The 15,153-nt window shown below is 44.5% G+C and carries 17 protein-coding genes; 9 read left to right on the plus strand and 8 right to left on the minus strand.

All coding sequences use genetic code 11. The features are described from left to right. Positions 1-205 precede the first annotated feature (205 nt). The 3 genes from MA_RS02320 (at position 206) to MA_RS02330 (ending at position 2,407) form a co-directional block, all read left to right on the plus strand. Complete coding sequence (locus MA_RS02320; RefSeq protein ID WP_011020494.1) at positions 206-946, plus strand: hypothetical protein; 741 nt, start codon at positions 206-208, stop codon at positions 944-946. Positions 947-1,129: 183 nt separating this feature from the next. Continuing rightward, entirely contained in the window at positions 1,130-1,735 is a 606-nt protein-coding gene (locus MA_RS02325) for a flavodoxin family protein (RefSeq protein ID WP_011020495.1), read from the plus strand. A 123-nt stretch (positions 1,736-1,858) separates the two neighbouring features. Continuing rightward, on the plus strand, positions 1,859-2,407 hold the full coding sequence (locus MA_RS02330; RefSeq protein ID WP_011020496.1) for a flavodoxin family protein: 549 nt from the start codon (positions 1,859-1,861) through the stop codon (positions 2,405-2,407). 139 nt (positions 2,408-2,546) lie between these two features. Here MA_RS02330 and MA_RS24975 read toward each other — a convergent pair whose 3' ends face one another. Beyond that, positions 2,547-2,678, minus strand: coding sequence for an N-acetyltransferase (locus tag MA_RS24975; protein WP_157860080.1), 132 nt, complete (start codon positions 2,676-2,678; stop codon positions 2,547-2,549). Positions 2,679-2,722: 44 nt separating this feature from the next. Continuing rightward, positions 2,723-2,869, minus strand: coding sequence for a hypothetical protein (locus MA_RS26430; protein ID WP_157860081.1), 147 nt, complete (start codon positions 2,867-2,869; stop codon positions 2,723-2,725). A 137-nt stretch (positions 2,870-3,006) separates the two neighbouring features. Between MA_RS26430 and MA_RS02340 the strand changes: the two genes are divergently transcribed. After that, positions 3,007-4,218, plus strand: coding sequence for an ABC transporter permease (locus MA_RS02340; protein WP_011020498.1), 1,212 nt, complete (start codon positions 3,007-3,009; stop codon positions 4,216-4,218). A 70-nt stretch (positions 4,219-4,288) separates the two neighbouring features. On the opposite strand, the gene MA_RS02345 is transcribed toward MA_RS02340, so the two are convergent. Then, positions 4,289-4,738, minus strand: a complete 450-nt coding sequence (locus MA_RS02345) for a hypothetical protein (protein WP_048064885.1) — start codon at positions 4,736-4,738, stop codon at positions 4,289-4,291. A 209-nt stretch (positions 4,739-4,947) separates the two neighbouring features. Here MA_RS02345 and msrB point away from each other — a divergent pair, with 209 nt between their 5' ends. From msrB to MA_RS02360, 3 genes are all read left to right on the plus strand, one after another. Beyond that, positions 4,948-5,370, plus strand: coding sequence for a peptide-methionine (R)-S-oxide reductase MsrB (gene msrB / locus MA_RS02350; RefSeq protein ID WP_048066093.1), 423 nt, complete (start codon positions 4,948-4,950; stop codon positions 5,368-5,370). Positions 5,371-5,593: 223 nt separating this feature from the next. Next, positions 5,594-5,803 (plus strand): hypothetical protein, encoded by a 210-nt coding sequence (locus tag MA_RS24980; protein WP_011020501.1) that lies wholly within the window; start codon positions 5,594-5,596, stop codon positions 5,801-5,803. Positions 5,804-6,112: 309 nt separating this feature from the next. Then, positions 6,113-6,769, plus strand: coding sequence for an HAD family hydrolase (locus MA_RS02360; RefSeq protein WP_011020502.1), 657 nt, complete (start codon positions 6,113-6,115; stop codon positions 6,767-6,769). Positions 6,770-6,850: 81 nt separating this feature from the next. Here the strand turns inward: MA_RS02360 and MA_RS02365 are convergent, their stop codons facing one another. Both MA_RS02365 and MA_RS02370 read right to left on the minus strand, forming a co-directional pair. After that, entirely contained in the window at positions 6,851-7,990 is a 1,140-nt protein-coding gene (locus MA_RS02365; protein ID WP_011020503.1) for a UDP-N-acetylglucosamine--N-acetylmuramyl-(pentapeptide) pyrophosphoryl-undecaprenol N-acetylglucosamine transferase, read from the minus strand. Positions 7,991-8,047: 57 nt separating this feature from the next. Continuing rightward, entirely contained in the window at positions 8,048-9,214 is a 1,167-nt protein-coding gene (locus tag MA_RS02370) for a UDP-N-acetylglucosamine--N-acetylmuramyl-(pentapeptide) pyrophosphoryl-undecaprenol N-acetylglucosamine transferase (protein ID WP_048066094.1), read from the minus strand. Positions 9,215-10,025: 811 nt separating this feature from the next. Here MA_RS02370 and MA_RS02375 point away from each other — a divergent pair. Next, positions 10,026-11,024, plus strand: coding sequence for a PHP domain-containing protein (locus MA_RS02375; RefSeq protein ID WP_157860082.1), 999 nt, complete (start codon positions 10,026-10,028; stop codon positions 11,022-11,024). Positions 11,025-11,086: 62 nt separating this feature from the next. On the opposite strand, the gene mtaB is transcribed toward MA_RS02375, so the two are convergent. From mtaB to MA_RS02395, 3 genes are all read right to left on the minus strand, one after another. Next, positions 11,087-12,472 (minus strand): methanol--corrinoid protein co-methyltransferase MtaB, encoded by a 1,386-nt coding sequence (gene mtaB / locus MA_RS02380; protein ID WP_011020506.1) that lies wholly within the window; start codon positions 12,470-12,472, stop codon positions 11,087-11,089. Between the two features lie 10 nt (positions 12,473-12,482). Continuing rightward, entirely contained in the window at positions 12,483-13,259 is a 777-nt protein-coding gene (gene mtaC / locus MA_RS02385) for a methanol--corrinoid protein MtaC (RefSeq protein WP_011020507.1), read from the minus strand. Between the two features lie 286 nt (positions 13,260-13,545). Further along, the gene (locus MA_RS02395; protein ID WP_048064888.1) at positions 13,546-13,776 is read right to left on the minus strand and encodes a hypothetical protein; all 231 of its coding nucleotides are present in this window, start codon (positions 13,774-13,776) and stop codon (positions 13,546-13,548) included. A 392-nt stretch (positions 13,777-14,168) separates the two neighbouring features. Here MA_RS02395 and MA_RS02400 point away from each other — a divergent pair, with 392 nt between their 5' ends. Then, positions 14,169-15,023, plus strand: coding sequence for a helix-turn-helix transcriptional regulator (locus MA_RS02400; protein WP_011020510.1), 855 nt, complete (start codon positions 14,169-14,171; stop codon positions 15,021-15,023). The last annotated feature ends 130 nt before the right edge of the window (positions 15,024-15,153 follow it).

The following is a 15,153-nucleotide window of genomic DNA, read 5'->3' on the forward strand; positions in this document are numbered from 1 at the left end:
GGCAGGAAATATTTTCAAGCCGTATATCTGGGAGTTTTGTCGGGGGTAAATCCTGCCTGAACAAGAGGGGATAAAAAACCTGAACAAAAACCCTTTCTGACAAAGAACCTGCAAATCATGCAGCCAGAGTCTGTATGAAGCAGGGGGAAAGTCCGGATAGTGGTTTGAGCTTTACATCAACTAAAATGGAGTTGGGGGAAGTAGTTTGATTAAGTACCGAAAATTCGGAGTGCTTACTTTAAGCCTGATGATTTTATCCGTGTTTGCAGTGTTATGTGGGACTGCCTTATCCGAAGAAAATGATTCGATTGAAGATGTGCCTGCCCTGCCGCTTATCCTGCGTGGCGGGCTAAATGTAGATGGAAACCCTGTCTCGGAGGGCTCTGAGATTCTGGCATATTATGACGGAGAGCTAATTGCAAAAAGTACTGTCGGAGAAGAGGGCAAATACAGCCTGAACCTGAATCTCACTCCCGAAAATTACACTAATCTCGGGGATGTGGAACTCTATATCTATGAAAATAATTCCAGTTTTAAGATCCCTGTCTCTGAAATTGAAGCTGTAAACAAAACTGCCGGGTCGATCTCTGAAATTGATCTTGAAGTTTCAGCTTCCTCTGCGGACAATGATACGAGTTCGAGCAGTACGAGTTCGAGTGGCAGCGGCGATTCGGTAGGGGAAGTTAAAATTGTGACAAAAGATTCTGACTCTGGTGATTCCGCAGAAGATGATTCCGCAGAAGAGAGTTCCACAGAAGAAGGAGACTCCCAGAAAACCAGTTCTGCAGAAGGAGTAACTGAAAGTTCTGTTGGTATGTCCGATCCTGTTTCTCAAGCAGATGAGGGGGAAACCGAAAGTACCGAAGAATCAGGCTATTCAACATTCTTTACAGGGTTGCTTTTTATTACAGCACTTCTTGGAGCGTTCTATGTAATTAAAAAGTAATCTGGATAACTGGTTAAAATATGCGGAATTCTCTTTTTCTCTTTTTTATTTTTTTATTTGGAGCGTTCTATACAAACTTATGTATTTTTTTACACAAGAGAAACTTTTTTATCCTGATCCGTCGTTTATACTTTTGCTCAAAAACGTTCAGCAACTTATTTAAAATTTGATGGGGGTTCTAACATTAAAGTTCTCGGATTGGTGGGTAGTCCTAAGATCGATGGTAATACCTCAAGACTTGTGAATGCAGTTCTCGAGGGGGCTGCGGAAAAGGGGGCAGAAACTGTAGTTTATAACATAGCTTCTCTTGACATCAAAGGCTGTGATGCCTGCGGCAGGTGCCAGGAACAAGGCTGCTGCGTTATAAATGATGATATGCAGGAACTTTACCGTGAAATTCAGGCAGCCGATGTTATTGTACTCGGTTCTCCTGTGTATATGTGGCAGGTGACAGCCCAGACAAAACTCCTTATCGACCGCATGACAGCTTTCTTAAGGCCAAATTTTTCGAGCAGGCTTGAACATAAAAAACTAATCCTTGTCTTCTCTCAGGGAATTCAGGACAGGGATGCCTTTAAACCGTATTTCGAATATACAGCAGGTCTTCTCTATTATCTGGGCTTTGATGTTCTTGATACAATCATTGCAGCAGGCACGGATAAACTTGAAGTTGCATTCAGGCCCAAGTTGCTGGAGAATGCAAAGGATCTCGGGAGATTAATCTCGGTTTCGAACCTTCCAGGTCTGGAGTATAGCACGATCGAATTAAGCCGGACTCCTTCACTATAAATTTCTTTATCTTTTTTTCAGTAAAGACTGGTTAACCTCAAATTTTTTGAGGGAATATTTTATACCTCGGTTAGCCAATCTATTTTATTACTTTTCATTTTCTTTTTCGGAGGAAGATTTTTGATGAGAGTTTTAGGATTAATCGGAAGCCCCAGAGTAGACGGAAACACCACAAAGCTTGTAAATGCAATTCTTGAAGGAGCTGCAGAAAATGGCGCTGAAACAAAGGCCTATAATCTTTCCAGAATGGATCTCAACCCTTGCAAGGGCTGCATGACCTGCAAGATCAATGGCAAATGCGTGATCGATGACGATATGCAACAGCTTTATGATGAAATCCAGGAAACTGACGCTATTGTGCTCGGCTCTCCTCTTTATATGTGGGAAGTCACTGCCCAGACAAAACTCTTTATAGACCGTCTGATCGCCTTCATTAATCCTGATTTTTCCACCCGGCTTAAGGGGTCCAAGAAACTCGTCCTCGCCTATACTCAGGGCAACCCCGATCCGAATACCTTCAAACAGTACTTCGATTATATGGAAGGGCTCTTCTCTTTCATCCACCTCGATGTCCAGGGCAGTATAGTCGCAGCCGGCACCCACGCCCCTGAAGATATTCTTCAACAGCCGGATATCCTTGAAAAAGCAAAAGAAATCGGAAAGAGCCTTTAAAAAAGTAAAAACCGATAAATCAGTTAAATCATTCTTTACCGGACTTTTTCTCTGTGGGAGTTCTATTTCCCATTTCCAGTTTTTTTGATTTTTTTCTTCACACGTTATTCTTCACACGTTATTCTTCACACGTTATTCTTCACATGTTATTGAACTCTTCAGGATATTCCACAACCCCACCTGCACCTTCGAGAGCTCCTGTCCTTAACTCTAGCGCCACGAACACTTCAGCCGGCGCCCCGAAGAGCTCTTTTATTCCCCATTTTCCCATCGGCTCAAACCCGAACTTCGGGTAATACTCGGGATGCCCGAGGACTATGACAGAATCGTATTCGGGCCTCGGGCAGCCTTCAGCCCTTCTTTTACGAACTCGCCTCCAATACCCTGTTTCTGGAACTCAGGCAGGACTGCTACCGGGGTAAGTGAAAATAGTCTCTTTTTTCCTCCCCGGTCTTTTTTCATTCCGGACCTGTCCTCTTAATTAGCAGGATTTATATGTTTGATATATTCATTTAAATAAAGTTTAAGGATCTCAGTTTGACCCTCAATCTCAATTTTATCCTTCCCCCAAAAAATGATATAAAACGGAGTCTTCACTCATGATCCCTCTTTTAAATGCAGGAAAAATAGCTCTTGGGAGCATTAAAAGTGCAAAGATGCGTTCAACCCTTACCGTGCTTGGAATTGTTATCGGAGTTGCGGCTGTAATTGCCAATGTGTCCCTCGGGGCAAGCTTCAACCAGCATTTTACGAATGAGGTTTCGAACCTCGGTTCAAATTTCATTTACATTCAGGGAATGCAACCCAAGCTCTTCTATGATAACCAGCTGAAGATTGTTGAAAATACGCCGGGAATTTCCGGGGTTTCGCCTTTGAAGTCCCAGGCTGCCGAAGTCACGTACATGTCCGAGACCAAAAGTATCATGGTAAGCGGAGTAGGGGAAGCTTATGACGAGGTTGCAAATACCCAGATCGGGAAAGGCACTTTTATCAATGACAATGATAGGTATGTTGCAATTGTCGGGTACGATATTGCAAACGAGAAGTTCGGCAGGAACCTTTCGGTCCGGAATTCCATAGATATGACATTCAGGGTAGGGGAAGACGAGAAAATCACAAAAACCTTCAAGGTTAAGGGAATTATCCAGAACCCGGAAAACACCATGGTCCAGGCGTACAACGATAACGAAGCTATCCTGATCCCCATTGATGTCATGAACGAGATTCTTGGCGAAAAGGACTATGGAGGGGTTTTTGCAATGGCTGAAGACCCTGCGGCTATTCAGGAGACCTCGGATGAGGTGGACCGACGGCTTGCCCGGAGCTTCGGGATTTCCGAGAGGGAGCTTGACGACAAAGATTCCCGGCCTTACATGCTCGTTAACCAGGCTGAGATTTTGGAGCAGACTGACATGATGGCAGCAGCCCTCAGTTCTTTCCTGACTGCAGTTGCCCTGATTTCCCTCCTGGTAGGGTCAATCGGGATCATGAACATCATGCTGGTAAGCGTTACCGAAAGGACAAGGGAGATAGGAGTACTCAAATCTCTCGGCTTCACAGGTTTTGACATCCTTTTTCTTTTCATGGTCGAGTCAATCCTGCTCGGAGTCTTCGGGGGAATTCTCGGAGGGGCTGTCGGAATTGCAGGTGCGTACAGCGTAGAAAGCCTCCTCAACCTGCCTGTGGTCTTTCCTTTAAGCCTGATCTTTGCAGGTTTTATAGTTGCTGTTGCAGTTGGTTTTGTTTCCGGCGTCTATCCCGCAAGAAAAGCTGCTAAAATGAAGCCTGTAGACTCGCTCAGATACGAATAAGATTCCCTGAACTTATGATTTTCTGAACTTATGATTTTCTGAACTTATAATTCCCGGAACTAATCTCAAGTTATTGAACAAAGAGCTTGAAAACTATCAGGGACAGAACAAAAAGCCCAAGCCCTATCTGGATAAGGACTTTCCCCCGTTCAAAAGGATCGCTTCTGGCTTTCACTGCTCCATAGCTTAGCTGCCCCAGGCCGGGTCCTGTAGGGAATATAAGAGGCCAGGCGTAAGCCCAGCTTTCCGTGTCTCCTGTCCCGTATTGGTAGAAGAGGATCAGGCCAAACATGTTAAGAGTCCAGCTGAAAGAAGCAATCCACTCTCCAATACCTCCCTCGGCTTCCAGGGAGGTAGCAAAGAGATACATTCCTGAGACAACGAGATAAAACGGGAGAGTAAACTTTCCCAGGTAGATCTTCCTGGTAACTACCAGGACAAACACAACCGTAAGAATGAGAAATACAAGGGCAGCTACTATTATGCTGTGGTTTTTTCTCTTCCCCTGGTTTTCCTCCATGGCCCCCCGACTCACGAGTTTTATTCATTCAATGCAGTTAGGTTGAATAGTTATATACTAATCTTTATACTTCTTCGGCATATAATAATCTAATAATCTCTAATAGTACACAATGTCCCTCCGTCAGGAGAATTCAGGCTTTTTCCTGAACCAAAGGACGATAGTCTTTTCCGGCATAATTGAGTTATGTGCATAAAGGGGGTCTGCAACTGGCACAGAACAAAATCGAAAAGTCCGAAGAGGAGTGGAAAAAGATTCTTACTCCTGAGCAATATCACGTTTTGAGGCAGAAAGGCACGGAAAAGCCCTTTTCCGGCAATCTGTACTATAACAAAGAAAAAGGGGTCTATACCTGTGCTGCCTGCGGGCAGGAACTTTTTTCGTCCGATACCAAATTTGAATCCGGAACCGGCTGGCCAAGTTTCTATGATGCGATTTCCAGTGACAAAGTCAGGCTCAAGGAAGATAACAGTTATTTCATGCACAGGATCGAAGTGGTCTGCTCCCGATGCGGAAGCCACCTAGGACATGTTTTTGAAGACGGACCTGTCCCAACAGGGAAACGTTACTGCATCAATTCCGTTTCTCTCGGTTTCGAGAAAGAAGAAGAAGCAGAAAGGGAAGAGAAATAATAAGAGTAATAGGCGAGATCGGAAGAATTGAGAGTAAGAGAACAATAGATAAAGCAATAGACGAAGTCGGAAATTAAGAGAAGCAGTAGAGACATTAAGAGAAATAGTAAGAAAAGAAGTAATTGGGACGGTAAGAGAAAAAAGAAAAAATTGAGTAAAATCCGGAAAGTATACACAGGAAACTGGAATTTCAAGTCAGCTTTAGATCCGGCTAAAGGAGGTCATGGTAAGTTTGAACCTGACGAAAAGGCAAGCCGAAGTTGGTGGGTTTTTAGTTTTTCTGTTCTTTTACCTTGTTTTTTTCAACCTGGTATTCCACTTTAAAGGCCCTGGTTACCCTATTTACGCCCCGGGAACTCTTATCTTTGCTTTCCTCGGGTACTGGCTGGGTGGCTATCTTTACGATAAATATCTGGGACGAAAACCCGGATGAAAAAAGAAGCAAGAAACGCCTTGTGAGCAAACAAGAAATGCCCTGTAAGCAAACAGGAAATACCCTGGAAACAAACAGGAAATACCCTGGAAACAAACAGGAAATACCCTGGAAGCAAACAGAGAATCAAATTCAAGAATTTGTTAAATTTTCTTCAAGATCCGAATGTGCCTATCTCATACGTCATCTCAATGTTTCAATCTGGACACGTTTATCTTAATATGTTTATCTTGGTTGTCTATATAGAAAATTTGATAAGTTCGGATTTCTCACAATATTTATTAAGAAGCATAACAATCTCCTGCACAGATGTTAAAAGCAATCATTTTTGATGTGGATGGGGTTCTTGTTGACTCCATGCGTTTTCAGGCTGAGGCCTGGGTTAAGACTCTCAAGGAAGTGGGTGTCACCGTCAGCAGGGAAGACATTTACGAGCTTGAGGGTTCAAATAATTTAGGGCTGATCAAATTGGTCTTTGAGAAGGCAGGAAAAGAGCCTGAACCCTGGCATTATGAGCAGTTGCCTGTAAAAAAACGAGAAGTTCTTGAGTTTGACCGCATAAAACCCTTTGAAGGCATGCCTTCCTGTCTTAATCAACTGAAAAAACATTTCAGGCTTGCAATGGTTTCGGGGTCGAACTTTGATGTCGTCAGTACATTTGCAAATTCCTTTTTTCCAGACTGCTTCGAGGTCATTATTACCGGCGGCGACCTTGCGCGTGGAAAACCCTGTCCTGACCCGTACCTTAAGGCGCTTGAAAAACTCGATCTGGCAACGAATGAGTGCATTGTAGTTGAAAATGCCCCTCTTGGAATTACTGCCGCCAAAAGAGCCGGACTTTACTGTGTTGCGGTTGCAAGTATGCTTGCCCCTGAAAAGGTGAAGCATGCTGACCTTGTGTTCGAAAACCATGCTGCACTGCTTGATTACCTGAAAAGCCTCATACCCGGGGAGTCTCACACTTGATGAGTCTCGTCCCGAATGGGGCTCTTCTTTTCTGAGAATCCGATCTTTATTTACCGGGAATCATCTTTTTCAGGAAAGTTTTCAGGAGGCTTTTTTCCCTATTTCTTTTTCCAGCAGTTTTCTTATCGTTTTTGGCCCGTCAAGCTCCCCGGAAAGGCGCTGCAATCTCTCGACTTTGTTTCTGTATGCCTCATCTTCAATGACTTCCCTTATACATTCAAGAATGACCTCGGGAGGGGTGGAGTAACTGAGCATTCTTCCATAGCCTTCTTCCTCCACCACTGCAGCATTACTCTCCTGTTCGCTGTGCCCCTCGTCCGGGAAAGAGAGGATGGGAACCCCGAAGCTTAAAGCTTCCATGATTGTGCTGTGCCCGCCTGGAGCTATTACGGCATCCGAACTCTTGATATAAGGATAGGTATCTTCAACAAAGTTGAGAATCCGAACGTTTTTCGGGACTCCCCCGAGCTTTGAAGGGTCAAGGGAAGGGCCTGAAATAAGCGTATAGTTAATTCCCGGGTCAAGCATGGCAGTTGTTAGTACTTTCCTGAAAATCGGTTCCCTGTACCCGAAGCCTCCTATCAGGGAAACGACATGCGGTTTTTCCAGAGGGATGCTGTCTATATCTTCATATTTCTCCCTCACAAGAGGGCCGCTGTAGAACAGTTTTCCCCGGAGTTTGGGGGCAAAATTCAGATTTTTTCTGCAGACGGTGTAGGGCAGGGGGTAGTCAGGAATAATTATTTTATCGGTTTTTTCAAAGACTTCTTTGTAGAACTTCTTTGTCAGCTTCCCAATAATCCGAACCGGAACTCCCCTGTTCTTGAAAAACTCTTCCATATTCGACTGGTTGATGATCAGATATACGGGAAGCTTAAGGACCATTGCTGCAAGAGTCCCCAGGTAGTAGCTGTCCGAAACCACCACATCGGGTTTGAATTCTCTGAGCAGCTTGAGAAGCTTCGGGCCTCCGAGGAGCTGGGCACTTTTGAGGGTTGCTTCGATCGATCCTGTCAAATCAAGGCTCCCTGCCTTCCCTACCAGTTTTATTTCCGAAGGGATTTCCTGAGCCGTATACCCTGTTTTTTCCACCAGTTCCTTTGAATAGCCGTAAGCTCCGAATTTGATCTCATGCCCTGCATTTAGAAGTTCTTTTCCCAGCGCAAGGCAGCGGCTAGTATGACCAAGCCCCTCTCCGCATATAAAAATCATTATTTTCATCCTTTTTTCCTCGTTTTTCAGGATGTGTTTATTTCTATTTGCTTTTTCTCCCGGACTTCAGGTTTCTTCCTTTGAGTTTTCTTTTCCCGCGGACCTTTCTCCAAACTTCTCTTCAAGAAGTTTCCTGACAGCCGCAGGTCCGTCCAGCACTTCGGCAAGTTCCATCAGCCGTCGGGTTTTTCTCCTGTAATTCTCATCTTCCAGGACTTCCCGGATACAGGCAAGGATAACCTCCGGGCGCGTCAGGTAACTCATCCGCTTTCCGTATCCTGCATCTTCGAGCACGGTGGCATTATTTTCCTGCTCCGTATGTTTTTCATCCGGAAAGGAAAGCACGGGAAGTCCGAAGGCGAGGCTCTCCATAATGGTACCGTGCCCTCCGGCAGTAATTACCAGGTCCGAGCCCCTGTAGTAAGGAAAGGGATTATCCGTAAATCCCGTAAATTCAACGTTTTCAGGGATTTCAGGAAACTGTTCGGGGACTATCCCGGGACCTGCAATAAAAGTATAGTGGATGTCCGGGTCGAGTTTTGCAGCCTCAAGAACCTTCCGGAAGATAGCTGCCCTGTACCCGAAGGCTCCGATTGTTGAAAGGACATTCGGATGTCGGAAGGCTTTTGCTTCAACTTCCCTGTACCTGCTCCGGATGAGGGGACCGCTGAAAAAGATATTGGGATTTAGCGCTCTTGGGATGGTGAAATTTCTTCGATTTACGGAGTAAGGGAGCGGGTAATCAGGAACCATTATCCCGTCAACGCTGCTAAAGATGTAGTTGTAAAACCTTCGGACAAGCTTTCCTGCCACAGCTAAAAGAGGTCCCTTTTTCTGAAAAAATTCTTCCATATTGAACTGATGCCCTATGAAGTAAACAGGAACTTTCCTTGAACGTGCCGCAAGGATACCTGAGTAGTACCCGTCAGAAAGGACCACATCAGGCTCCAGGACTTCGATCAGCTTAAGGAGTTTCCTGAACCCGACAGGGGAAAGATTTCTCAGGGTTTCTTTGATGGATTTTCCGATGTCAAAGATCCCGGTCTCTCCTATCAGCCTTATTTCCGGCTGGATCTCCCATGCCGAATAGCCTGTTTTTCTCACCAGCTCCCTTGAGTATCCATAAGCTCCAAAGCTCACCTCATGCCCTGCAGCCAGAAACTCTTTCCCCAGCGCAAGGCATCGGCTTGTATGCCCGAGCCCTTCTCCGCATATGAACAGCAAGATTTTCATATTCCTGTCATCCTTCCCTGCCGTAAGCTGTAATACCAAATATTTTCCTAAGGTTAAACCTTTGCCTGCAGAGTTGTAGAGTTGTAATAACTTCAAAAATAATAGCCTCAAAAAAGGTCTGCATGACTAAAAAATTAAAAAGAAGAGATTTGAGGTAAAATCCTTTTAGAAGGAAGTAACATGGGAAGGAGATTTTTGGTAGGTTCCTGACTGATAGCATGCTTTTTGGTCTGTTCGTATGCTTTTTGATCTGTTCGTATATTCCGGTTGTTTTGATCCCACGCTACTAGTTAATAGATACTCATTTCCTGTATATATACTTTCTCTTTTTCTATGTAATAATTCTCTTAAGTATGGTTATTATTTTTAGAAAACTATATTTCTTATTTTTCTATCCCTCCCATTTTTCGGAGATTTCAGGTCAGAAATACTTGCCTTAAAATAAGTTTTTTACAAAAAAAAGGTCTTATTTGCTTTAAATTTTTCTTAACCTTTTTATTTGCCATATTCATTCAAAACAAAAAAAATAGTGCCTTCAAGCTTCATCTTTCTCTTCTTTTCTCCTTATTTCTCTCGGCTTAATCCTTTTTTCTCTCATTTTCTTCCTTCCCAGTTTCTCTTTACTTTTTTGATCTCCTCTCTCTATTTCTATGGATTACCAATTTATTTTTAATTGATCTATGTATTAATTATGGAAAACATATTTTTTAGCGAAATATATTTATATTTTCTCCGTCTTCTTTTAACTGGATAAGAATTTCTTGAATATTTCGCACCGAAAGAATATTCGAATAAAATGGTCGTGCGTATTATGCGAGGAAAACCCAAAAATAATCCAAGAACAACGGTAAGCTCTGAGCTTGCAGAAACTTTAGTTCAGGAGGGATGGAAAAAGGTGGATCTGCACGTGCACTCCTCCTGTTCCTATGATGTCCCTCCCGCAAAGGCAATGCACCCTTCGGTTCTTTTTGAAAAGGCAAGGGCCAAGGGGCTTGATTACGTGACCTTTACCGACCATGATACTGTCGAAGCATATAACCTGCTTGGCTGGGACAGGGAAGGGCTGGTCCCGGGGGTCGAGATTTCAATCAAAGACCCTGAAAACATAGGACATACCCTTCACGTTAATGTTTTTGAACTCGATTCCGAAGAGTTCGGAGAGCTTGAGGCAATTGTAAACCAGGAACATGACTTTAAAAGCTTTATCCGCTACCTCAGGCTTCACGACCTCCCGCACATCTATAACCACCCCTTCTGGTTTGCCATAGGGGACAGGCCCAACCTCCGGGCTGTGCCTGAACTCATAAAACAGTTCCCTGTTATCGAATACAACATGCAGGACTTAACGGAAAAAAACCTGATAACGGCTGCCCTTGCCCGAAAATATGGAAAAGGGCTTGCTGCCACTACGGACAGCCACACCGGAGGCATGGGGGCCGTCTATACGCTCGCAAAAGGCGATTCTTTCAGAGAATATTTTGATAACATCAAAAACGGCAGGTCCTATATGGTGATTGAGGGGGGAGCCAGGCGGCACCTTACAAAAGAACTGAATGCCTGGGTCGAACTGGTCTTTTCCATGGACCGGAATGCAAGGGGAGAAGTGGGTTTCACCACAAATGTGAAGACTTTTGACAGGTTGATAGGTTTTTTTGCAAACGGGAAAATAAGGGAGTTTCCCAGGATTAACGGGCTGGCAATGAAATTTTTCCAGAATTTTTCTCGCTCAGGACTTCCTGCTTATATGTACATGAGGGCTGAAAAGCCGCTGATTTCAAGGATAGAAAAAGTAGTTAATCTGACGGCATGAAAAAAGTGAGGACAAAAGTGCAGTGCGTGAAGTTTAAGAAAAAGAAAAAGAGAACTGAGGGCTTAGAAGCCGTAGTTCTCGGGGAGGAAGACCTTAACTTCACTCTTGTACTTTGTGAGACAGTCGTCCATGAACTTGTCCATGTCGTCTGTGAGGGAGTCAAGAGATGCCTTTGCGTCTGCGAGGGCTTTGGTTTCGAACCTGGAGAGCTCGAGCTTACCGGCTGCACCTTCGCTGACAATGTCGCAGCATGCAACTGCAGCGTTCTTTGCTCTGAGGTAGATGTCTTCTCCGTCCTTAACAATTGCTTCGCCGACCTTGTATGCATTGTCGTAGGCAAGGACATATCCCTGTGGGTCTCTGTACCTGTCAGAAAGCATGAAGAGGTCTCTGAGAACTTTCTCGTTCTTGGTTTCAAGAGCGGTGTTCATGAGGGTGCAGTCGTATGCAAGGGTCTCGGACCAGCACTGAACAGTGGTACCGCCGAATTCACCGTGGTATTCGACGGATTCATTGGACCAGCAGTCACAGCACTGCATAATGAGGTTACCCAGTACGTCAGAGTGAGCGCAGGTGGAAGTCTTACCTTCCTGGGTCATCGGCTTGCCTGTGATGGCTTTGATGATGATGTTTTCGTATCCGCAGTCCTTTCCGGGGCCCATTGCGCCGCATTCGTATGCAACGAGGGACCTGGGTGCGGAGATTGCTCTTGCGAGGATTGCAAGGGTGTGTGCGAGGTTCTTGTCAAGCAGACCGCCGCCGATGAACATTGCGGTGTTTGCCTGGGCGCAGTCGGTGTCTCCGGCTGCAACAGTGCCGGTCTTCTGTGCAATTGCTGCAATATCGGACCAGATCATTTCCATGTCGATGGAACCGAGGCAGCCAATTGCGTAGAGCATACCAGCGACGTCGTTTCTGAGAACTGCGTGGTCGAATACTTCCTTACCACCCATCGATTCAACGGAAAGCAGGTCAGCACCGGACTTTGCGCATTCTTCGAAAGCCTCGAGGAAGACGGAGTACTTGTCGCCTCTGAGCTGGAGGAAGTCTCTGTTTTCACGGATGTCACCGATGGTGTGGCGGAGGGCGCACTTTATGCCGTATTCATCGTGGTATTCTTCCATGATGGTCTTCTGGGCGTGTGCGACTTCTGCTCCCCAGGAGGGGTTGTTGGACATCTGCTGAACGTGTTCGGTTTCAAGGATAACTGCAGGGAAACCGACCTGGACCATTCTGCCCATAATGTCGGTGGTGATTCTCTCGTATTCCTTTACGAGTTTTTCCTTGGATGCACCGGCTTCAGGCCTGGGTGCATAGTTAACTTCAGGAATTGTGTAGCCTGCACCGATCTCAAGGCCAAGGCCTGCCTTTACTGGGTACTTGGATACGCCGAAGCTCATTTCGTCTGCGCTTGCATATGCCATTGAAGTGTATCTTTTTGCTGCCATTTAACTCACCTCAGTGCTTGTGGAATTTCTCTCTTAATGCTGCGATCTCTGTGGTACCTGCAACGATTGCGTCAGCAATCTTGGGGGCATCGGCTGCTTCTTCACCATACACACCGAGTGCATACTGGGACACGAAGTCCTGGTTAACTGCTCCGCCACCGCATGCGAATGGGGTTTTAATACCCTTTTCGAGGAGTTTGTCATTAACTTCCTTGAATGCGTACATGGTGGTGGTCATGAGTGCAGTACCTGTGACCATAAGAGGTTTGTTTGCAATAACTGCATTGACAACTTCGTCCACAGGGACGTCCCTTCCGAGGTCTACTACATCGTAGCCGTTTGCTCTGAGGAGAGCGGTAACGATGTTCTTACCGATGTCGTGGACGTCGCCTTCTGCAACGTGGCAGACAACAGTTCCCTTTGTTACAGGGGCAGTTTCGGAGTTTTCCTTACAGAATTCGATACCTTCGAGCATGGCGTCGGCAGACATCATGACATTGGGGAGGAAAATTATACCTTCATCGTAGAGCTTGGTGACAACGCCCATACCGATCATGAGGGCATCATCGATGAGTGCGATTGGGTCCTTACCTGCATCCATTGCAGCCTGGAGACCCTCGATCACGTCATCTTCTTCTCCTTCGAAGATGGCTTTTGAGATCGGGTAAATAAGTTCGTCCTTAGGATAGAGCTCTTCTGCGGCTTCTTCTGGCGTCATTGCCTTTTCCAGAGCCACATTGTATCTGGTTAATACCTTTTTCAGACTTGCCTCTGTAAAGTCCAACATATTTCTAAACCTCCATTTAGATCAAACAACAAAAAGGTCCTTGCCATTCCGGCTCTGCAGTTTCCGGATATATTAGGCATGGGATATTCCGGTTTTGCCTTTGTAAAGTATTTTCTTCCTGTGGTAGTACTCTGAGAAACATCTGAAGTTTATAAATTTTTGAGGGTGTAAATTCCAGATTTCTGCAGTACGATGCCGGTGAAAGAATTTCTTTCTCCTGTTACCGAAACTTTTCCTTTTTTTATTGTATCTCATGCCTGCATGCGGACATGTGCTTACAGCATAATTAGGGGAAATCATCACATATACCATAACCGACGGAAATTTTTTCCTGATTTTTACAGGTCAACACAGGGTCTAAAATTTTGAGGGTGCAGAGGGGTATCTTTCCTTTGAATTTTTTAAGCTCGCTTTTTCTGATAATAGAGCTCTGAATTTTTGAGGTGATTTTGGGGAGAACTTCTTTACTGTTTTTTGAGAAGCTTTCTTTTTTATCATTTGTACTTTTTTTGAACAATGTCATTATTCAGATCAAGCGGGTAAAAAATTTCAATGTTCAAATTTGCAATCTCAGTCAACATATATAAAATTTAAAATTAGTGATCGTGTAATTCGTTTTCTCTTTTTAGGTGACTGATGTTGTTTTTCCTTCTATCTTGCAACTCTCTTCAACTGTTAAAGTAAACTCAATTAGATTATCTCGCGTTTTAAATTATTCATCCAAATTCTTTTATATAAATCCATATAACGGTAATCTCTAATATATGGCGCAAACTCTTCCTCCTATTAGGGTCGTATATGGCCCGAGTGTAACTCAAATCCTTATTCGCCCACATGTAAACATTTTTTCCTTGCCGCATAATGCAGATTATCCTATATTTAAAGAAAAAAGAGATAGGAGTGGTTTGAATGCAATCTGAGTTAATAGATGTAGTATTTCGTTCTCAGAAAAGAAGAGACCTCCTCTTACTGCTGGGAGAGGAACCCCGCACAATGGAAGATATTAAAGTCCTCCTTGATGTTTCTCCCACGGCTATCTTGCCCCAGATCAAGAGGCTTACGGACAGTAACCTTGTTATTCAGAAAAATGGCAGCTATGAATTGACAGATATGGGAGAGCAGGTCTTCAAAAAAGCCAGGGCCCTTGTTGATGTCCTTACCCTGGTTGAAAAAGATAACTACTGGATCGAACACGACCTGGGGGGAATTCCCCAGTACCTACTTGATAAGATCGGGGAAATTAAGGACTGCAATCTGGTTAAAGCTGATCCCAGCCAGATTTTCGAGCCGAATACCGAGCTTCTGGAATATTTCGCTTCTTCCCGCTACCTTATGGTATTTTCATCTTTCTACAGGCCGGAGTTCCTGCCCCTCTATTCCAAGCTAGGAAGGCTTGAGTCAGAGGTCTCCCTTATTTTCACGGAATCGGTACTCGAAAAGTTCCTGTATAACTATGAAAAGAAAATCAGAAGGCTTGCCACAATGGATAACACCGAACTTTGCGTCTGTAAGGATGGTGTAAAAATTGCCGAACTTATTGTCTCGGATCGCGGGATGATGATCTCTCTTTTTGACAGCCAGGGAAGGTTCTATCACGAATATATGTACTGTTCCGAACCTCAGGCTATTTCCTGGGCAAGAGAGCTCTTTGATTTCTACGAATCAAGGGCATTAAGGGTTGATGGCGAGAAGAGCCTTGACAGTTTTATATGCACACCCGAAAGCGGAGCTTTTTCAGAATCTCTGCTCTTAAGCCTCCACTGATATTATGCCTGTATATCAACAGCTTAATACAGTTTTGAGGCTTTTCCCCAAAATCAGCAAGGGAATTGAGATTATCAGGAGCAACTGGAATTATTCGGGAAATTATTCGGGAATTATTCCGAACAGCTGG

It is taken from the genome of Methanosarcina acetivorans C2A (assembly GCF_000007345.1).
Taxonomy (GTDB): domain Archaea; phylum Halobacteriota; class Methanosarcinia; order Methanosarcinales; family Methanosarcinaceae; genus Methanosarcina; species Methanosarcina acetivorans.